Raw genomic sequence first — 19661 nt, forward strand, 5'->3', positions numbered from 1 at the left:
TCAGCTCACGAATCGATAGCCCATGCCGGTCTCGGTGATCAGATGCACCGGTGCCGCCGGGTCTCGTTCCAACTTCTGGCGTAGTTGGCCGAGATAGATTCGCAGATAATGCGTTTCGCGTTCGTGCCCGGGTCCCCACACGGTACGCAGAATCTCTTTCTGCGACACCAGTTTCCCCTCGTTGCGGACGAGCAGTTCGAGGACGCCCCATTCGGTGCGCGTCAGGTGCACGTTCTCGCCCTGTCGAACAACGGTTTTGGCGGCGAGGTCGACCGTGAAGTCCGCGGTCTCGACGATGGGGTCCGGCACCGACTGCGGACCGCGGCGCAGGGCCGCGCGGAGTCGCGCCAGCAGCTCGTCCATGCCGAACGGCTTGGTCACGAAGTCGTCCGCCCCGGCATCGAGTGCCTCGACGGTGTCGGCCGAGTCGGTGCGCGCCGAGAGCACCAGAATCGGCACATCGGTCCATCCGCGCAGACCTGCTATGACGTCGATACCGTCGATGTCGGGCAGACCGAGGTCCAGAATCACGATGTCCGGGTGGAAGTTCGCGGCCACCCGCAGCGCTTCCCCACCCGTAGCCGCGCTGACGACCTCGAATCCGCGGACGTTCAGATTGATCCGCAGCGCCCGCACGATCTGAGGTTCGTCGTCGACGACGAGCGCCCGTACCTTCACCTGCTCGCCGCCTTCAACTCGACCGTCATCGTCAGCCCTCCGCCGACGGTGTCCGACGCCGTGACGGTACCGCCCATGGCCCGCACGAATCCTCGCACCACCGACAGGCCGAGTCCGACCCCCACCGAGTTGTCACGGTCGCCGAGGCGTTGGAACGCGTCGAACATGGTCGCTTCGGCCCCGACGGTGATGCCGGGGCCGTGGTCGACGACGGAGATGGCGGCCATGTCACCGTGCACTGCGGCGCGCACGGTGATCTCGCCGGTGGGGGCGTAGCGGGCACTGTTCGCCACCAGGTTCGCGAGCACTCGTTCGAGCAGACCCGGATCGGCGAGCACTTCGACGTCGCCCACCTCGACCCGCACGCGCTCGTCGACCCCCACCAGGGCGCCTGCCAGTACGTCGTCGACGAAGACGGGACGCAGACTGGGTTGGACCACACCGGCTTGCAGCCGCGAGGAGTCGAGCAGATTGGTCACCAATGCCGTCAACTGGTCGGCCGACTCGTCGATCGTGGCGAGCAGTTCGTCGGTGTCCTCGGGCGAGAACTGAACGTCGGTGCTGCGCAGCGACGACGAGGCTGCCTTGACCGCCGACAGCGGCGTCCGAAGATCGTGGCTGACGGCCGAGAGCAATGCTCGACGCAACGCGTCGGCCTCGGCCAGTGCGTTGGCGCGGCTGGCTTCCTCGGCCAAACGGGCTTGGCGCACCATGCCCGCGGCTTGGTTGGCGACGGCTGCGAGGACGCGGCGATCGTGGGCGCGGGTGCGTTCGCCGACGAGCAGCAGCGTGAAATCGCCCGCGTCGATCTCGGTGTCGGCCCCGTTGCGATCGGTCGGCGGGTGTTCGCCCGAGCTGCCCACGATGGATCGGGACTGGTTGTCCCACAATGCGACGCCGGACTGGCGGTACGTCTCCCGTGCGCGCTCGAGCAGCGCGCCCAGATCGGCACCGCGCAGGACGGACCCCGCGAACAGGGTCAACAGTTCGGCCTCCTGCGTCGCGCGCCGTGCCTGACGCGTCCGCCGAGCAGCCGCGTCCACCAGGGCCGCGACCGCGACAGCGACCAGCAGCAGTACGACTGTCACGACGAAGTTGTCCGGCTCGGCGATCGTCAGGCTGTATCTGGGTGTGGTGAAGAAATAGTTCAGCAGAAATCCTGCGATCAGCGCCGAGAGTGCCGCCGGTGCAACACCTCCCAACAGAGCCACACACAGCACCACCATGAAGAACAGGGCGCTCTCACCGCTGGAATCGAAGTCCGGACCGACCGTGCTCAGCACTGCAGCGGCCAAGCAAGGCACGAGAACCGCGGCCAGCCAGGCGATCACCCGTCGACGCCCCGAATCGACCTGCAGACTCCGCCGACGGGCCTGCTCGGCGTGAGTGACCATGTGCACGTCGATCTTTCCCGAGTTCTGCACCACGGCCGCACCGATACCCTCGTCGAGGATGCGGGCGGCCCGTGACCTTCTCGAGGTACCGATCACCAACTGCGTGGCGTTCACTCCGCGCGCGAAATCGAGCAGGGTGGTGGGCACGTCGTCCCCGACGACGCTGTGCACACTCGCACCGAGGCCGGCGGCGAGCTTGCGCACGGAACCCATCTGCGGTGCGGACACGCCCATGAGGCCGTCTCCGCGAACGATGTGCAGGACCATCAGTTCGGCACTGGACTTCGAGGCGATCCGGCTCGCCCGCCGCAGCAGGGTTTCCGACTCGGGGCCGCCCGTCACCGCGACCACCACCCGCTCGCGCGCCTCCCAGGTATCGGTGATGCGATTGTCCTTGCGGTACTTCACCAATGCGGCGTCGACCTGGTCGGCGATCCACAGCAGTGCGAGCTCACGCAGAGCCGTCAGGTTGCCGCCGCGGAAGTAGTTGCTCAGCGCGGCGTCCACCTTGTCGGCGGCGTAGACGTTGCCGTGCCGCAGCCTGCTCCGCAGCGCCTCGGGTGTGATGTCGACCAGCTCGACTTCGTCGGCGGCCCGAACCACGCTGTCGGGAACCGTCTCTCGCTGCGGAACACCGGTGATCTGCTGCACCACGTCGTTCAGAGATTCGAGGTGCTGCACGTTGAGGGTGGAGATGACATCGATGCCCGCGTCCAGCAGCACTTCGACGTCCTGCCACCGCTTGTCGTGGACGCTGCCCGGAGTGTTGGTGTGCGCCAGCTCGTCGACGAGCACCACCTCGGGGCGACGAGTCAGGACCGCGTCGAGATCGAGTTCCTGCGCAGAGGATCCGCGATAACGGACGGTGGCCATCGGCAGGACTTCGATGCCCTCGAGCGCCTCGATGGTTCGCGCCCGGCCGTGCGTTTCCACGACGGCCGCGACCACGTCACGTCCGCGATCCTGCAGCCGACGAGCTTCGCCGAGCATGGCGAAGGTCTTGCCGACGCCGGGCGCGGCACCGAGGTAGATCCGCAGCTCACCCCTGTCCGCCACAGCCTGTCTCCTCACCCGGCCGGTATGCGTCCCGCAGTGCCAGGTTCAACTCCGGGACATTCACCGCTTCGGCACCGAGTACACCGTACTGCGGGCCGCGGGTGTACTTGTCGACCAGAGCCTCGACATCGTCGACCGACGCTCCGTTGACCTGGGCCACCCGGGCGACCTGGAGGGCCGCGTAGGCGGGACTGATATCGGGATCGATACCGGATCCGGAGCCGGTGACGGCGTCGGCCGGAATCGTGGACGGGTCGACGTTCTCCCGGGCTGCGATGGCGGCTCGGCGCTGTTCGACGAACGACGCGAGTACCTCGCTCGACGGGCCCTGATTGGTCGGTAGCGCTGCGGCCGGATCTCCCGGCGCGAACGCGTCGTCGTCCGATACCGAGCCCGTGACGCGGGTGTGGAAGAACGGATCCGGCTCTCCCGGAGCCACCTGCGGATCGACGCCGATCAGCGAGCTGCCGACGACACAGCCCTGTGCGTCACGCAGCGGCGACCCCTCGGCGGAGTCGGTGCCGATGCGGCTGATGCCCCAGACCACAGCCGGATACGCGATGCCGAGGATCACGGTGAGCGCCAGCAGCACTGCGAAGCCTGCAACGACCTGACGGAGAAATCCCTGTACGAAACGCATGGTCAGCCAATCCCTGGAATGAGTCGAACGAGCAGGTCGATGAGCCAGATACCGACGAACGGACTGATGACGCCGCCGACGCCATAGACCAGTAGGTTCCGCCGCAGCAACGCAGCTGCGGACGCCGGGGTGTATCGAACACCTTTGAGTGCCAACGGAATCAGCGCGACGATGACCAGCGCGTTGAAGATGACCGCAGACAGGATGGCCGATTCCGGCGTCGCCAGGTGCATGATGTTGAGCCCGCCCAGCTGGGGATAGACGGTGGAGAACATCGCCGGCAGAATCGCGAAGTACTTCGCCAAATCGTTGGCCAACGAGAACGTCGTCAGTGCTCCTCGAGTGATGAGCAACTGCTTACCGATCTCGACGATTTCGATCAGTTTGGTCGGATCGGAATCGAGATCCACCATGTTGCCGGCTTCCTTGGCCGCCGAGGTGCCGGTGTTCATCGCCACGCCGACGTCGGCCTGCGCGAGAGCCGGGGCGTCGTTGGTGCCGTCGCCGGTCATCGCAACGAGCCTGCCGCCTTCCTGCTCCTGCCGGATGAGCGTGAGCTTGTCCTCGGGAGTGGCCTCGGCCAGGTAGTCGTCGACACCTGCCTCGGCAGCAATGGCTTTGGCGGTCAGCGGATTGTCACCGGTGACCATCACGGTTCGGATGCCCATGGCCCGCAGCTGAGCGAACCGTTCGGCAATGCCGGGTTTGACGACGTCCGAGAGTTCGACGACACCGAGAGCGCGAGCAGCAAAACCGGTTTCGCGTACCGCGACCACCAGCGGAGTGCCGCCGTTCTGCGCGATGTCGTGCACGGTGCCGTCCAGATCGGCCGTCCCGCCGCCGTCGCGAATCCAACTGTAGACCGAATCCGCTGCACCCTTGCGGATCTCCATGCCCGGTAGATCCAACCCGCTCATCCGAGTTTGCGCCGTGAACGCCACGAACTCCCCGCGCTCGGATTCGCCTTCTGCCGTGACGGAGTCGAAGTCGCGCTCGACCAGTTCGACGATGCTGCGTCCCTCGGGGGTGCCGTCGGCCAGCGACGACAGCCGAGCTGCGCGAGCCAATTCGGCGGCGTCGATGCCCGTCGCCGGATGCAGGCCGGTGGCGCGGCGGTTACCGAAAGTGATGGTCCCGGTCTTGTCCATCAGCAGGGTGTCGATGTCGCCTGCCGCCTCCACTGCCCGGCCGGACATTGCCAGTACGTTGCGCTGCACCAACCGGTCCATGCCCGCGATACCGATGGCCGAGAGCAGTGCCCCGATGGTCGTGGGGATCAGGCAGACGAGCAGGGCAATCAGCTGGATTGGATCCTGTTGCTGTCCAGCGTAATTCGACATCGGACCGATGGCGACGACAGCGAAGAGAAACACGATGGTCAGCGACGCGAGCAGGATGTTCAGGGCGATCTCGTTCGGCGTCTTCTGCCGCGCCGCGCCCTCGACGAGTGCGATCATCCGATCCACGAACGTCTCGCCCTGTGCTGCAGTGATCTTCACGACGATCTCGTCGGACAGCACGATTGTGCCGCCGGTGACGGCCGACCGGTCGCCTCCGGATTCACGGACCACAGGAGCCGATTCACCGGTGATCGCCGATTCGTCGACGGTCGCAATGCCCTCGATGACATCGCCGTCGCCGGGAATGACCTCACCGGCCGAGACGACGACCTCGTCGCCGACCTTCAATTCGGCACCGGCCACCTCGGTGATCACGAACTCGGCACCCGACGCCGTGCGTCGTCGAGCAGTAGTGTCCTGCTTCACCTTTCGCAGGCTGGCCGCCTGCGCCTTGCCGCGGCCTTCGGCTACGGATTCGGCGAGGTTCGCGAACAGCACCGTGAACCACAGCCAGCCGGTGACGAACCAGGCGAACACCGACGGCTGAGCGATCGACAGGATCGTCGTGACGATCGAGCCGAGAAAGACGACGAACATGACCGGGTTGCGGGCCAGGTGACGCGGATCGAGTTTGCGAAACGCGCCGGGTAGAGCGGTGTTCAGTGACAGGTTCATTGCATGGCCTCTGCTATGGGTCCGAGAGCAAGTGCGGGGAAGAAGGTGAGGGCCGCGACCAGGATGGAGGTACCGATCAGCAGCGTGCCGAACAACGGTCCATCGGTGGGCAGCGTGCCCGCGTTGGGCGCGCTGCGTTTGGTCGTCGCAAGCGAACCGGCCAGGGCCAACACGAAGACGATCGGCAGAAAGCGGCCGAGCAGCATCGCGATACCGAGGGAGATCTGGAACCAGTCGCTCGTCACGGTCAGGCCGCCGAACGCGCTGCCGTTGTTGTTCGATGCCGATGCGTAGGCGTAGAGCACCTCGGTGAAGCCGTGGATGCCCGGGTTGCCTTGATAGCTCGTCGTCGATTCGAGTATCACCGTGATCGACGTGCCGACGAGCACGAGGATCGGCATCACGAGAACCGAGAGCGCGGCCATCGTGATGGCCCGTCGACCCAGCTTCTTGCCGAGGAATTCCGGAGTTCGGCCGACGAGCAGACCACCGACGAAGACGGCGATGACCGCGAGCACCAGCAATCCGTACAGACCGGTGCCGACGCCACCCGGCGCGATCTCGCCGAACAGCATGTTCAGCAACACCGCTCCGCCGCCCAGCGCAGACATACTGTCGTGGGCCGAATTGACTGCGCCGGTGGATGTTCCGGTCGTCGACACCGCGAACAGCGCAGACGCCGGGATGCCGAAGCGAACTTCCTTGCCTTCCATCATCGCGCCCGCAGCCGTTGCTGCCACTCCACGGGTACCGGATTCGGCGAACAACGTCACCGCCAACAGCGTCGCCCACAGCGTCGCCATCACCGCCAACAGAGTCAGGCCCTGCTTGCGGTTGCCGATCATCGTGCCGAACGTACGAGTGAGGGCCACCGGAATCAGCAGCAACGAGATGATCTGCACGATGTTGGTCAGTGGTGTCGGGTTCTCGAACGGGTGCGCCGAGTTGGCCGCCAGAATGCCACCACCGTTGGTGCCGATCTCCTTGATAGCCTCCTGCGAGGCAACGGGCGCAAGCGCATTGGTGACCGTCTGCCCATCGAGACCGGTGGAGGTGAAGCCGGACGAGAACGACATCACCGTGCCCTGAGTCAGCATGATCACCGCGACGAGCACAGAGAGCGGCAGCAGAATACGGAGCGTCCCGCGCGTGAGGTCGACCCAGAAATTGCCGAGCTCACCGCCCGTCGACACCCGAACGAAGCCGCGCACGACGGCGATCGCCACCGCGAGACCGACTGCAGCAGAGACGAAGTTCTGCACCGCCAGCCCCAGCGGCTGCGTCAGATTCGACAGCGTGGTCTCGGGAACGTACGACTGCCAGTTGGTGTTGGTGACGAACGACGCCGCAGTGTTGAACGCCATCGCCGGACTCACCCCCGACAGGCCACCGTTCAGCGGGAGCACACCCTGAATTCGCTGCAGTACGAACAGGAATACGACCCCGGCGAACGAGAACCCCAGCAGGCTGGTGGAATAACCGACCCAGGTCTGTTCCGACGACGAGTTCACCCGGGCCACCCGATAGAGCAGACTCTCGACGCGAGTGTCGTGGGTAGAACCGAACACTCGGGCCATGTAGTCACCGAGCGGCACGTACGCCGCCGCCAACACGACTATCACGATGCCGATCTGAAGACCGGCAAGCAGAGCAGGATTCATGGCGCCGTCAGAACCTCTCCGGATCGAGGAGAGCGACGAACAGGTAGACCGCGACGAACGCGGCCACCGTGAGACAGAGCAATTCGGTCATTGCTCGATCTTGGATCCCACCAGCGAACGAAAACGCGTTCCTTACGCTTTCCTACGCTCACGACCTGCGGTCATGACGGAGTTTTTACGCTGGCCACGCTAGCGCTCCTCGGGCAATCGCGATCCGCTAGCGCTCCTCGATGTCGTCGACGCGGATTTCGACCGCATCCCTGCCGAGGGTGACGCCGAGCAGGTCCGCAACCACGTCGATGGCGATCGATGCCAGTTCTTCGCCTGCCGCCTGCAGATCGTCGCCGTACACGCCGATCACCGCGACGAACAGACCTGTGCAGGCGTGATCCTCGAGATCGAGGTCGATCTCGGTGGGCTGTGCACCGTGTACGCCCGCGAGAGCACGGCGCAACGTCGTCTTGACGATGTGATCGCTGATCCGCAGTGAGTCCCGTGGATCGGCCGCTGAACCCGCCGGGAAGACGCTGTCGATCGGCCAGGTGCGGCGCGTCGTATTGCGCACTTTCGCAAGGATGGACGAGCTGATGTCCACCCAGTTCGGTTCCTGCGGTGCCTCCCGAAGCTCGGTGGCAGCACGCGCGAGAACCGCATTCGGTTCTACCGGGTTCGCCATGACGCCAACCTTTCGCTCAATGTTGCTCGTGCTCTGGTCAATTGACCTCGTACTGCTCCTGCGGACAACGTCATGATCGCGCCGATCTCCGGATGGGTCAGGCCCTCGACCTCCCGAAGCAACCAGCAGGCCCGTTGCCGATAGGGCAACTCCGCCAGTGCCAAACCCAATTCGGCCATGAAGCTGTCTGCTTCGACGTCCGCCTCTGGATCACTTCCCGCGCCCGTGCTCTTGCGCTCGAATACCCAGTCTTCCGCAGGAGGAACGCTGCGACGCCGGCGATGATCTATCACTTTGTGCGAGACCAACGAGAACAGCCAGGTGCGCAGAGCCGAATCGCCACGGAAGTTGTCGAGCCCCTTCCACGCTGCGACGAACGCGTCCTGCACCACCTCCTCTGCTGCACCCTGATCGGACAGCATGTTTCGGGCGTACCGAAACATCTCCGGTCCGTATCGGCCCACGATCTCCTCGAACGCATCCGTCTCGCCGAGCGCGGCTGCGCCGACGAGTACGCGGTCCGACGCATCTCTCCACTCCATCGGGCCCCCAGACGTAATCTATGACGTAGGTCACTTTATTTGTACGTGCGTTTCGGTGATCGAGCTACGACCAACTCCTGACACACACTGTGCACCACTACTCAGCGAAGAGAGGCAGTCATGAGCTCCACGACGGACACCAAGGCAACCGTATCCGCAGCAGGCGAAGGCAAGACCGACATCACCACGAAGTCGGATTCCGTGCTCGTCAGCTCGCAGGGCCGCACCACCATTGCCGATACCGTCGTCTCGAAGATCGCCGGCATCGCCACCCGTGAGGTCCAGGGCGTACATGCCGTCGGCGGCGGAGCGAGCCGCGCGATCGGTGCCCTGCGCGAGCGTATCCCGGGCGCCCGCGTCAACCAGTCGCAGGGCGTCTCGGTCGAGGTCGGCGAGCGTCAGGCAGCGGTCGACATCGACATCGTCGCCGATTACGGCGTCTCGATCGCAGACCTCGCAGCAGGCATTCGTCGCAACGTCATCAACGCCGTCGAGCGCATGACGGGCCTCGAGGTCACCGAGGTCAACATCGTCGTTCACGACATCTACCTGGACGACGGCTCGGACGAAGAGGAGACCACCGAGACCGCCTCCACCCGAGTGCAGTGACCGACCCGAACCCGACGGACCGTGACAAGTCCGAGGACATCGCCGACGCCGTACAGGCGATCGACGGTGTCGTCGGGCTGCACGGCGGCATGTTCGGCGAGGCTGCGACCTACCTACCCGGACGCCGCGTCGCCGGCATCCGGATCGCAGACGACGGCACCGAGGTACACGTCACTCTCCAGTTCGGCTACGCCGTACGGGAGACCGCCGAGGCAGTGCGTAGCACCGTCGCGGCAATGGTAGACGGGCCCGTGCACGTCACAGTCGAGGATGTCGTGCGGGTCTGAATTGTGCGAGTCTGACCAGGTGAACGAGCATTCAGCGCACGACCGGGCCGCCGAGTACAAGGCGGCCCGGCGCGCTGTGGCCCGAGAACACCACCCCGACATCGGTGGTGATCCCGCCCGGTACATGGCAGAGCTCGCGGAAGTCGACCGCCGGTTCGCCGTACTTCCGTCGACTCCGATCAACACTGCCAGCGCACCGACAGCGTTCCGTTCGTCCTCGGTACCGACGCCACTGCGCACACTGCCGAAACGCATCGCCCGGCTCCGCAAACGCGTCACTCGACGCAACTACTTCGACATCTGAACCCTCGACATCCGAACACTCTGACTGGAGATCAAGACCATGACCACTGCAACCATCGGTTTGTTCGTGGGACTTCTGCTGGCCATCGCCGCAGCAGCCGGCGGCTTCACCGGCTTCCTCATCGCCATCGTCCTCGGCGGACTCGGTTTCTTCGTCGGCCGCTACATCGACGGTGAACTGGATCTGAACTCGATCATGCGTGGTCGCGGTCGTGACTGACACAGCAGCAGCCCCCACGACCCCCGGGACACCGGCAGCAACCCCGGGGTCACTCGCGGACCCCGGCGATCGCGGTTCCCTGGAGATCAAGCACAAGGCAGTCGAACGCCTGGCCGTTCTGGCGGCCCGCGGCACCGACTCCGTCACCGACCGCCAGCCCGGACTGCACCTCCTCGGTGGGCGTGATCTGCCGAAGGCCGATGTGACGATCACCGGCGAGCGCGTGCGAGCGAAGGTCTCCGTCGGAGTCACCTGGCCCTCGCCGTTGGCGAAAGTGGCTGCGAACGTTCGCGCCGCCGTGGCCAGAGACCTGTCCGAACTCGGTATCTACACCGTCGACCGAGTCGACGTGACGGTCGAATGCATACCGGCCGAGCCCACCAGCGAAGAAGGGAGAGTGCAGTGACAGAGCAAGCAAGCAAGAAGCCGGTGGCCAACCCCACCGCAGCTGTTCCGGCCGTCCTGTTCGCTCTCGTTCTCATCGCCGCAGGAGTCGTACTCGGCCGCGAGGCGCTGCTGAAGCTGGGCGCTCTCGACGGCTCCGAGTGGGTCGGCCCGGCCGCGTCGAACCTCGACGGGCTCACCGCTCAGCAGTGGATGCTGCCCGCAGGTATCGCCGCCGTCGTCATCGGATTCGTTCTCGTGTTCGTGGCAATTCGCCCACGTCGTCGCACCCACCGTGCTCTCACCGAGCAGGGCGTCTGGCTTCGTAAGGGCGACGTCGCTGCCGTCGCGCGATCTGCCGCCCTGGACAGTGTCGGCGTCGACACCGCGTCCGCCAAGGCGGGCAACAAGAAGGTCACCGTCGCCGTATCCACCGTGGCCGGTACCGACACCTCGGCTCTCAAATCCGCGGTCGTGACGTCCGTGGACGACGCCCTCCGCCCACTCGCGTCGGCACCCAAGGTGCGCACCCGAGTGCGAACGACAGGACAGGCCTCATGAAAGGACAGCAGCTGTGAAACGTGCAACCGCATCGCTCGACCGCACCGGCACAGCCGTCGTCGGGCTGGCTCTGATCGCTCTCGGCGGCGGAGCCATCGCGTGGGAACGCGGCGAGCTTCCCGGCCGCGAGCGGCTGGACGCCGCGTTCGTCGACACCGCCGTCGACGCCGGTTGGTGGCCCTGGGCTCTCGGCGTAGCCGCTGTCGTGCTGATCCTGCTGGGTCTGTGGTGGTTGCTCGCGCACCTGCCGCGCCGATCGGTCGGGACCGTGGCCTTCGGATCCACGTCGGCCGAGGTCACGAACGTGGACGGAGAGCAGGTCGACGGCAGGCTCAGCGTCGACCTCGGCACCGCCGCCCGTAGTGCAGCCAAGTCGCTGGCAGGTCACGATGGAATCGTCTCGGCCTCCGGTCGCTCTGTCTCGGACAGGGGACAGCGCGTGGTCGAGATCGTCGCGACGCTCGACCCAGCCGTAACGACCCTCGAGCAGGTCTCCGACGCCGCAGCACGGACCCGTGACGACATCGTGACCTCACTCGACGGAACTCCAGCCAAGGTGCGAATTCTGTTGCAGTGCGGCAAGTCTCGCAAGCAGTCGGCGCGCGTCAGCTGACTCCGGCGAACTCGATCTCCCCGATCAGACCGTGGTGGTCCGATCCCGGGAGGTCGATTCTTTCCAGTGATCGGGCGTGCCCGGAATTGGTGAGAATGTGGTCGATGCCGACGACGGCCGGAGTGCCTTTGTCCGTGGGATAGGTCGGTATCAGCCCCATCCCCAATTGTGCTGCAGCGTCGGAATATCCGGCATCGAGTAGATTCCTGAACTTCTTGTGCGAATACGTGGTGTTGAAATCACCGCTGACGATGACGGGACCGCTCGCAGACACCGCCTCGAGATCGCTACGGAGCGTGTCCAACTCGGCGGTCCAGATATCGGCCGGGGTGACGTATGCGGGGCCGGGATGGACGGCCAGCAGCGTCACTGGCTCCGATCCGGGAACGTCGACGGAGGTGGCCAGGTTCACCGGCCCGTAGCCGGCGAGTTCGCGGTTGTCGGACAGCGGTGTGCGACTGTAGATTCCGGCACCTCCGCCACCCGTCGGCAACGCTCGCAGGTAGCTGTACGGAAAGAGTTGCTCCATGCCGGCATCCCGTAGCCCGAGCACCGACGCATCGGTCAGCTCTTGGATCGTCACGACGTCGACGGCGTTGTCGCGTGCCGATCCGACGACCACCGACGGATCGGCGCTGCCCACCATCAGGTTGGCCTGCATCACCCGCAGCCGGACGGCATCGCCGCTCGCCTCGTCCTGGGATGCCGCGTCGGCCACGTACAGAGGTGCGTACGCCACTGCGGCTGCTGCCAACACGACCGCGGACACCGCCGCCAGAATCCATTGCCTACCGATCAGCGCGACGACGGCACCGACCACGACGGCGACGAGCATCAGGGGAACGAACGATGCCAGCGCGATCAGAACGTTGATGCGGGTGTCGGTGTAGTACGCCCCCATCGCGACGAGTCCGGTGACGATGCCCAGCGTCGCGATCGTTCCGGTGAGAATCCGTACCCAGGTTCGCTGCATCGCACCGAGAGTAGCTACGCCCTGACGCCGACGGTCAATGCTCGGACGGTTGTCCAGGTCAGAGACATCAAGCCCCGTACAGCCGCGAACGAGAACGCCGTCGACCACACCGTTCTGGTCGCCGGTTCGGCAACAGGAAGGCCGGCAAAGCGATCGGCCAGCCAGTCGAGGGTCAGGGGCGCACTGAGCGGATGCAGCGACAGGTGCTCGCTCAGCCGATCTCGCAGGTAGGTCACGTGTGCGCCGGCTTCGAGATACCGATCGACCTGGCCGTCGACGTCGTCGACGGCAATGATCTGGTCGTGCACGGCCTGCACGACCAGCAGCGGCACCGACGGCGCAGTGCGACCGGGCTGGATGTCCTGGAACACCTGCACGATCTCGGGTAGGGCGAGCAGGTCGGCAAGCGGAATGTCGATGTAGTTGTCGAGATCGTGCCGAGCCAGCCGCCTGACGGCGCGAACCGTCGTCATCGATTCGACGGAATCGAGAATGCGCATTCCGTCCTCGCTGACGTACTGACGCACCACGCGATCGAGATCGGGGTAGGTGCGTCGCAGTCCCGCGACAACAAGCGTCGGCAGAGCCGCGTGCAGCGTCGCGTTGAGCCTGGTGAACGCAGAACCCGGATCGCCGACGGGGGAGCCGAGGGCGGCACCGACGAGCTCGAGCTCCGGTGCGTATTCGGGGGCCATCTCCGCGGCCCACGACGTCGCGAGCCCGCCGCCCGAATATCCCCACAATGCGACGGGTGTGCTCTCGTGCAGTTCCAACGACTCGAACGACAGCGCCGCGCGGATCGCGTCGAGTGTGCAGAATCCTGGTTCCTGCGGCGACCCCCAATGTCCGTCCGGTCCCTCGTGGTCGGGGATCGAGATGGTCCATCCGCGGCGCAGGGCATGCAGAACCAGCAGAAACTCGAACTGGGGAACTGCGCCGAGGGCCTTCGAGCCGCGTCGAAGCGCGTAGGACGGAAAACACGAGGACGCGACGCCGTCGATGGCGCACTGGTACGAGAGCAACACCGGTTCGCCATTCTGCGGTCGCAGCACCGTCGTCACACTGGCCTGCGGTATACCGCCCAGATCGGCGGTTCGGTAGAGCAGCTGCCATGCGTCGACTCGCTGTCGCACGTGGCCGAACATCGCGACCTCGACCGGCCTCACCTTGAGAATCGTCCCCGGTAGAGCCGTTTCGTAGCCCTCGGGCGCGGCGTAGAACGGGTCGTTCTCCGGCCTGGTCGCATCCTCACAGCTCGGCCATTGTTCCACCGGCCAGGACTGTTCGTCCGCCATCGATCTGTCGACGCTCATATCCCACCGCTTCTTGTCCGAGTCTCTTCGTCACACTAACTTGCCCTGAACGGCCCCTTTTCATGCAGCCTGCTGCCAGTTGGTGATCAGAACGTCGGTCGCGTAGCTCAGGTCGAGGCCTTCCCCGCCCCAGTTCGGGACAATGGCGTCGGGTTCGATGTGCTGATATTGCCGCCGGAGGACCTCCGCGTCTCCGGACAGCGCCGGCGCATGAACCATCTTTGCTCCCGATGGGTGCCGGAACGTGAATCGTTGGTTGCCGAGGGATTCGATGAGGAAGTAGCCGTCGTGCAGTGCTCGATGGTGTTCGCCGCACAGGAGAACCAGGTTGTCGAGCGACGTCGCACCTCCCCGCGAGCGGTAGGTGACGTGGTGAGCATGCAGAAACCGGGTGCGCCCGCACCCGGGCACCGAGCAGCATCGATCGCGAATGATCAACTGACGCAACTGGGTTCGACTCGGAGCTTTGGCCGTGGTACTCCACCGCACAGTTTTTCCCAGCCGGCCGTGACCGACGACTCGCATGACCGACGAACACAACACCTGGGCGAGAGTTTCGTCGTCCAGACCAGGTCCGTCGTCGAAATGAGCATGATCGCACCCTGCTTCGCTGCTGTCTCCGAGGTGTACCAACACTTCCGCGGCAGGTGAGACGACCGGCGAATCGATGGCGTCACACACCATCTCCGCCATTGCGACGAGCGCAGGGGCGGGGTTCGGCGGTGCCGGGGCCGACCGGTCACCCTCGGATTCCACCTCCGTGCGAGTGCGCTCGTACTCGGCCCTGGTCACGGCGGCCAGAAATCGCTTGCCGTCCTCGGGCCGAAAGCGCGCCGTCACCACGAGCGAGCCGTCCTCGTCGTCCCAGCGCCACCGTCCCACACACGGATCGAGGTCGACACCGTTGCCCCTGGTCGGCCTCATCGCCTTCTTCAGACCACGGCAGAGACGTTCGATGTGCGCGGCGGGTGCATCGAGCGCCTTCTGCAACAGTGACGCTTCGTTGTCGGCAGTAGCGACACGGGTCATCGCGCGCACCTTCGAGTACGACACCGTGCCGCTCAGGTACGCAGAGGTGATCAGGGGCAGCTCTCGCATCGCCTTGGCCACCCGTACCTGCTCACGGGCAGTGTGCAGATCGACTCCCGCGCGCCAGGACAACCAGTGCGCACAGGACCTCGTCTCCCACGCGGCCCACCCACGTCGAGCATCGAACTCACCGACCAGGATCAGATACTGCGCAGATGCAGCCGCGATCTGGCCCGCCAGCGCGCATATCTCCGTCTCGATGTCTGCAATCTCGACCATGAATGCCCCCACTCGTCGAATGTATGTTCGACGAACAGTACGACGAGGCACCGACAAGAACGGCGAGAAACCGACGCACCCGTCCCCGCGGGGACGTCGTCGGGGTTGCTTTCTCGCCCACGGGCCCGATACTGAGCAGCAGATGCTGGATCCGACGGAAAGTGGGTGTGGCCATGAGCGGTTCGGAACAGGAAGGGGAACTCGCCTCCACACATCCGGGACGGGTCGGGCAGCGAATGCCATACATGGCCGACGCACCCAACCCGCTCGCGCGCTTTCGCAGTCCGCTGCGCAGCACGTGGTTGACGTCGGTGTTCGGCGCGGTGCTGCTCGTTGCGCTGCCGATCGTGATTCTGACGGGCCTACTGTCCTACAGCGCGTACGGGCCGCAGTTCGGCCAGGCCAAACCAGGTGCCGTCGGGTGGTTGCGCTTACCGTTCTTCGACTGGCCGACGAACCCAGCCTGGCTGTACCAGCTGACGCAGGGCGTGCACGTCGGGCTGGGCCTGATCATCGTCCCGCTCGTCATCGCCAAGCTCTGGTCGGTGATGCCCAAGCTCGTCGAACTGCCGCCGGTGCGGTCGCCGGCACATGCACTCGAACGACTGTCGCTGCTGGCACTCGTCGGAGGCCTGCTGTTCGAGATCGTGACCGGCGTGCTGAACATCCAATACGACTACGTGTTCGGCTTCGACTTCTACGCCGCTCACTACTTCGGTGCCTGGGTGTTCATCGCCGGATTCCTGGTGCACCTCGGCCTCAAGGTGCCGCTGATGTGGCGGACCCTTCGATCGGAATCGTTGATGGACGTCTTGCGCGCCCGCAACGAAGCGCCGAGCCGGCCACACCAGACCATGAGCCGACGCGGTGCGATCGGATTGGTCGCCGCCGGAATGGGTTTCGTGGCCGTGTTGACGGTGGGGCAGACCGTCGGCGGCGTCCTACGCAAGGCAGCAATTCTCCTTCCGCGGGGACGGTCGTACGGCGACGGGCCCAACGACTTTCAGATCAATCGCACTGCCGAGGCGGCCGGGGTCACCGAAGAACAGACGGGCGCAGACTGGACACTGTCCGTCGAAAGTACTTCGGAGAACATGGAACCGGTGGTTCTCTCCCGCGGCAGGCTGCTGTCGATGACTCAGCACACCGCCGAACTTCCCATCGCCTGTGTCGAAGGATGGTCGACCACGCAGAGTTGGACGGGCGTTCCGTTGGCCGAACTCGCAGCATTGGCAGGTGTACCCGCACCCAGGTCCGCGGAAGTCATCTCGATAGAACAGGGTGGCCCATTCGGTCGTGCTGTGCTGCAGGGTATTCAAGCGCTCCATCCCGATTCACTGTTGGCATTGAAAGTCAACGGCGTCGATATCTCGCTCGATCACGGCTACCCGGCACGTGTCATCGTTCCCGCGCTTCCCGGTGTGCACAACACCAAGTGGGTGGCGCGCATCGTGTTCCGTTCGTGACTTTGCAAAACCGCCCGGATGGTCGAGAATCTTTCATCGGTGGCCCGCGGGGCTGCCGACGAAGGAATGCTCCTTCGCCTGGACGAGTCCAAAAGGTCATGCCACGATGCACGCACTATCTCGAGGCCTTCTCGCCGCGGGTGCAGCCCTCACGCTGATGCTCGCCGCGGGCTGTTCGTCGTCCGACGCCGGCACCGCCGTTGCCGCAGACACCACCGCCTCCAGCAGCTCCGCAGCCCCCACTACCACCGACAACGTGTCCGGCCAGGAAGGCATCGACGCCGGTGGCTCCACCGACATCGACGTCGAGATCGGCCAGTGCGTCAAGCTCGGTGGCACGATGACGGCCGCCGAAATCGACAACGCCGAATGCGGCAGCATGGAGTCCAACTACAAGGTCATCGCCAAAGCCGCAGAGAACGAGCAGTGCCCCACCGACGTCAATCAGACGTACTACGAGACTCTGAACGGTGTCGAGCAGGGCGCACTGTGCCTCGACGTCGACTGGGTGATCGACGGCTGCATGAGCGTGCCGAGTACCGGAATGGACGAGCCCGCCCGCGTCGATTGCGCAGACCCCAGCGCGACGAGCGTCGAGAAGGTCACCGAGATCAAGACCGGTACCGCGGACCCCAACGACTGCCCCGAAGGCGGATTCGCCTACGAAGCACGGCAATTCGTCGTCTGCACCACGACGGTGGCCTAGCCTCGAGTCGCCGTCATCATCTGCGTGACGTACTGATAATCCAGGTGGCCGTGGCTGTCGATAGCCCCATGAACCGCTCGGAGCACTTCCTGCCGACGTGTGTCGGTGAGAATCAGGTGACTCGAATATGTCGCGGCCATCGCGCAGAATTCGTCCGCGGAGTAACGCTGAACCCACTCGTACGTCGACGTGGACCAGGGGCCGAAGCCGGCCGCGCGGGGTACCGCGGTCTCGGATTGCACGCCGAGGGAGTGCGCCAACAGCGGTGCGGCGTCCGGCTCGGTGGCGATGTACGCAGCGCGTACCGACTCCCACACCGGGCCGTCGAGCTGACCGGGCATGTTCCACCACAACCGAAGTGATCCCCCGGGGACCAACGCACGAGCCGCCACCGCGGCTCCTCGATCGGGGTCGACCCAGTGCCACGCTTGAGCAGCCACGACGACATCGAACGATGACGGCGCGCAGACGAAGTCCTCGAACCGGGAGACCCGAACATCGACGTCCATGTTCTCGGTGCGGCGTCGGATCACCTCGGCCATACCCGAATCCGGCTCGACCGCAACCACCGAAGCGCCACGTTCGGCCAACGCGACGGTGGCTTTTCCGGTGCCGGCTCCCGCTTCCAACACGCGGGTCGCACCGCCGGCAAGAACATCCGTGTACAGCGCCGCCGGGTATCCAGGGCGAGCCCGGTCGTACTCCTCGGCGACTCTGCCGAAGCTCAATCCGCGGGGTCGTTCCGGCTCGTCCGTCACGTTAGCCAGAGTACCGATTATTCGGGACTACCGATGTTCGGCCGATTCCAGTTGCGACCGCAATGTGGACTCGGTGTGCCGAATCGCCTGCCCGACGACGGGCTCCACGACGGCCCCGAGGACTTTACCGGCGATGCCCCCGGGCAAGCTGTAGCGGAAGATGACGTCGAGACGGGTCCGGCCCTCATCCAGGTCCGTGAAAGACCAGGTCGAGGAGTTGGACAGGCCTTCGACCGATTCGAGCGTGAGTCGCTCGTTCTCGACCCATTCGGTGACGCGAACGATCGAATTCAACGACTTGGGGCCGATCTGCATGGTTGCGTCGTACGTCGCCCCGAGACCGGAGGTGGTCTCACTCCTCGGCTCGAACCGCGTGATCCCGAACATCCACCGCGGGACGTTTCGATAGTCGTCGAGGTAGGCGAAAGCCGCATCGCGGGGTGTCGACGCGACCGCCGAATGGTTTATCTCACTCATTCCACCGACACTAATACACGCGACGGCGTGTTACACATAGATTGACGTCGGCTTCTACCGGCGGACGTAGCCCGCCTGCTTGTCCACCACATTGACCAGGGACTCGTTCCGCCGGTACCTATCGAGATTGTCCTCGAACAGCGTCCACAGCCGATCGGCGAAGTCGTCGGCGTCACCGGCCAGATGCGCCGTCAGAATCACGTTGTCGAGCTCCCACAGCGGACTCGACGCCGGGAGTGGCTCGACCTCGAAGACATCCAACACAGCCCATCCGATCGCCCCGGAATCCAACGCCTCACACAAGGCCTGTTCGTCGACAACGGGACCACGGGCGATGTTGACCAGACCCGCGTCGTGACGCATCGCCCCGAGCACCTCTGCATTCACGAGCCCGCGAGTCTTCTCGGTCAGCGGCGCGGACAGCACCACCACGTCGTATTCACCTGCGTAGGAGGGTAACTCGTCCACCGAACGAATTCTCTCGAACTCCGCATCTCCCGGCCGCTCGGATGTGCCGGCCGCGTCGACACGCATGCCGAGTGCCCCGAGAACGCGACCGATGGCGCGGCCGATCGAACCCGGACCGACGACCAGCACCCTTCTATCGTGGATTCCACTGGTGAGGCGATGCTCCCAGACCCGTTCGCGTTGCCGCCGAAGCGCTTCGGGCAGCTTCTTCATCGACGCCAGAACGCCCGCAGCGACGTATTCGGCGATCGCACGGTCGAGAATGCCGCCGGAGTTGGTCAGCACCCACGGACTGTCCCGCAGCACCGGATCCAGCACCCGATCGACCCCGGCGCTCGACACGTGAATCCAGCGAAGCTTGTCGGCGTGCGGCCACACATCCTGCAGGTCGACTGCCTCGAACGTGCGAAACAGTAGAACCTCCGCCCACGACACCGCATCGACGAGTTCGGGGATCGTGCAACTGCGGAAGTGGACTCCGCCGATCGACGGGAAGGCCTTTCGGTCCGAATCACTCTCGACCACAAGCACGTTCACCAAAGGACTCGTCACC

Annotated in this window: 23 protein-coding genes; 9 read left to right on the top strand and 14 right to left on the bottom strand. The window is 65.1% G+C overall.

Going from position 1 to position 19661, the window contains the following annotated elements; genetic code table 11:
• From CH268_RS02360 to CH268_RS02395, 8 genes are all read right to left on the bottom strand, one after another.
• Complete coding sequence (locus tag CH268_RS02360; protein WP_032369992.1) at positions 1 to 678, bottom strand: response regulator; 678 nt, start codon at positions 676 to 678, stop codon at positions 1 to 3.
• Entirely contained in the window at positions 675 to 3128 is a 2454-nt protein-coding gene (locus tag CH268_RS02365; protein ID WP_094662323.1) for a sensor histidine kinase, read from the bottom strand. Before CH268_RS02365 ends, CH268_RS02360 begins: the two co-directional genes overlap by 4 nt.
• Positions 3112 to 3768, bottom strand: coding sequence for a potassium-transporting ATPase subunit C (locus tag CH268_RS02370; RefSeq protein ID WP_032367715.1), 657 nt, complete (start codon positions 3766 to 3768; stop codon positions 3112 to 3114). Before CH268_RS02370 ends, CH268_RS02365 begins: the two co-directional genes overlap by 17 nt.
• 2 nt (positions 3769 to 3770) lie before the next feature.
• On the bottom strand, positions 3771 to 5783 hold the full coding sequence (kdpB, locus tag CH268_RS02375) for a potassium-transporting ATPase subunit KdpB (protein WP_094662325.1): 2013 nt from the start codon (positions 5781 to 5783) through the stop codon (positions 3771 to 3773).
• Positions 5780 to 7444, bottom strand: a complete 1665-nt coding sequence (kdpA, locus tag CH268_RS02380) for a potassium-transporting ATPase subunit KdpA (protein ID WP_032367713.1) — start codon at positions 7442 to 7444, stop codon at positions 5780 to 5782. The genes kdpB and kdpA overlap by 4 nt, the downstream gene beginning before the upstream one ends.
• Positions 7445 to 7451: 7 nt before the next feature.
• Positions 7452 to 7535: a potassium-transporting ATPase subunit F gene (locus tag CH268_RS28390; RefSeq protein WP_072691966.1), complete on the bottom strand. Its 84-nt coding sequence runs from the start codon at positions 7533 to 7535 to the stop codon at positions 7452 to 7454.
• A gap of 126 nt (positions 7536 to 7661) precedes the next feature.
• Complete coding sequence (locus CH268_RS02390) at positions 7662 to 8120, bottom strand: hypothetical protein (protein ID WP_032385180.1); 459 nt, start codon at positions 8118 to 8120, stop codon at positions 7662 to 7664.
• Entirely contained in the window at positions 8105 to 8662 is a 558-nt protein-coding gene (locus tag CH268_RS02395; RefSeq protein ID WP_094662327.1) for an RNA polymerase sigma factor, read from the bottom strand. The genes CH268_RS02390 and CH268_RS02395 overlap by 16 nt, the downstream gene beginning before the upstream one ends.
• Before the next feature lie 120 nt (positions 8663 to 8782).
• Here CH268_RS02395 and CH268_RS02400 point away from each other — a divergent pair, with 120 nt between their 5' ends.
• Genes CH268_RS02400 through CH268_RS02430 form a run of 7 tightly spaced genes read left to right on the top strand, consistent with a single transcriptional unit; the run spans position 8783 to position 11639 of the window.
• Complete coding sequence (locus CH268_RS02400) at positions 8783 to 9271, top strand: Asp23/Gls24 family envelope stress response protein (RefSeq protein ID WP_027495128.1); 489 nt, start codon at positions 8783 to 8785, stop codon at positions 9269 to 9271.
• Entirely contained in the window at positions 9268 to 9558 is a 291-nt protein-coding gene (locus CH268_RS02405; RefSeq protein WP_027495127.1) for an Asp23/Gls24 family envelope stress response protein, read from the top strand. Before CH268_RS02400 ends, CH268_RS02405 begins: the two co-directional genes overlap by 4 nt.
• A gap of 19 nt (positions 9559 to 9577) precedes the next feature.
• Positions 9578 to 9862 carry a hypothetical protein gene (locus CH268_RS02410; protein WP_176457821.1) on the top strand — a complete coding sequence of 95 codons (285 nt, stop codon included), beginning with the start codon at positions 9578 to 9580 and terminating at the stop codon, positions 9860 to 9862.
• A 39-nt stretch (positions 9863 to 9901) separates the two neighbouring features.
• Positions 9902 to 10081, top strand: a complete 180-nt coding sequence (locus CH268_RS02415) for a hypothetical protein (protein ID WP_027495126.1) — start codon at positions 9902 to 9904, stop codon at positions 10079 to 10081.
• Positions 10074 to 10487: an Asp23/Gls24 family envelope stress response protein gene (locus CH268_RS02420; RefSeq protein WP_032370065.1), complete on the top strand. Its 414-nt coding sequence runs from the start codon at positions 10074 to 10076 to the stop codon at positions 10485 to 10487. Before CH268_RS02415 ends, CH268_RS02420 begins: the two co-directional genes overlap by 8 nt.
• Positions 10484 to 11026, top strand: coding sequence for a DUF6286 domain-containing protein (locus CH268_RS02425; protein ID WP_052053617.1), 543 nt, complete (start codon positions 10484 to 10486; stop codon positions 11024 to 11026). The genes CH268_RS02420 and CH268_RS02425 overlap by 4 nt, the downstream gene beginning before the upstream one ends.
• 13 nt (positions 11027 to 11039) lie before the next feature.
• Positions 11040 to 11639 carry a hypothetical protein gene (locus tag CH268_RS02430; protein WP_094662331.1) on the top strand — a complete coding sequence of 200 codons (600 nt, stop codon included), beginning with the start codon at positions 11040 to 11042 and terminating at the stop codon, positions 11637 to 11639.
• Here CH268_RS02430 and CH268_RS02435 read toward each other — a convergent pair.
• From CH268_RS02435 to CH268_RS02445, 3 genes are read right to left on the bottom strand one after another with little or no spacing between them, the layout of a single operon-like run.
• On the bottom strand, positions 11632 to 12612 hold the full coding sequence (locus CH268_RS02435; protein ID WP_094662333.1) for an endonuclease/exonuclease/phosphatase family protein: 981 nt from the start codon (positions 12610 to 12612) through the stop codon (positions 11632 to 11634). The two genes, CH268_RS02430 and CH268_RS02435, sit on opposite strands and share 8 nt — an antisense overlap.
• Positions 12613 to 12626: 14 nt before the next feature.
• Positions 12627 to 13925: a lipase family protein gene (locus tag CH268_RS02440; protein WP_027495123.1), complete on the bottom strand. Its 1299-nt coding sequence runs from the start codon at positions 13923 to 13925 to the stop codon at positions 12627 to 12629.
• Between the two features lie 60 nt (positions 13926 to 13985).
• Positions 13986 to 15233, bottom strand: coding sequence for an HNH endonuclease signature motif containing protein (locus CH268_RS02445; RefSeq protein WP_176457828.1), 1248 nt, complete (start codon positions 15231 to 15233; stop codon positions 13986 to 13988).
• A 236-nt stretch (positions 15234 to 15469) separates the two neighbouring features.
• Here CH268_RS02445 and CH268_RS02450 point away from each other — a divergent pair, with 236 nt between their 5' ends.
• Complete coding sequence (locus tag CH268_RS02450; RefSeq protein WP_094662337.1) at positions 15470 to 16699, top strand: molybdopterin-dependent oxidoreductase; 1230 nt, start codon at positions 15470 to 15472, stop codon at positions 16697 to 16699.
• A gap of 106 nt (positions 16700 to 16805) precedes the next feature.
• On the top strand, positions 16806 to 17405 hold the full coding sequence (gene lppU / locus CH268_RS02455) for an LppU family putative lipoprotein (protein WP_032367706.1): 600 nt from the start codon (positions 16806 to 16808) through the stop codon (positions 17403 to 17405).
• Here the strand turns inward: lppU and CH268_RS02460 are convergent.
• Genes CH268_RS02460 through CH268_RS02470 form a run of 3 tightly spaced genes read right to left on the bottom strand, consistent with a single transcriptional unit; the run spans position 17402 to position 19660 of the window.
• Positions 17402 to 18163, bottom strand: coding sequence for a class I SAM-dependent methyltransferase (locus CH268_RS02460; RefSeq protein WP_176457829.1), 762 nt, complete (start codon positions 18161 to 18163; stop codon positions 17402 to 17404). The two genes, lppU and CH268_RS02460, sit on opposite strands and share 4 nt — an antisense overlap.
• 27 nt (positions 18164 to 18190) lie before the next feature.
• On the bottom strand, positions 18191 to 18640 hold the full coding sequence (locus CH268_RS02465) for an SRPBCC family protein (RefSeq protein ID WP_094662341.1): 450 nt from the start codon (positions 18638 to 18640) through the stop codon (positions 18191 to 18193).
• Between the two features lie 54 nt (positions 18641 to 18694).
• Positions 18695 to 19660 (bottom strand): D-2-hydroxyacid dehydrogenase, encoded by a 966-nt coding sequence (locus tag CH268_RS02470; protein WP_141215076.1) that lies wholly within the window; start codon positions 19658 to 19660, stop codon positions 18695 to 18697.
• Position 19661 lies beyond the last annotated feature (1 nt).

The organism is Rhodococcus sp. 06-1460-1B, assembly GCF_002258475.1.
Classification (GTDB): Bacteria; Actinomycetota; Actinomycetes; order Mycobacteriales; family Mycobacteriaceae; genus Rhodococcoides; species Rhodococcoides fascians.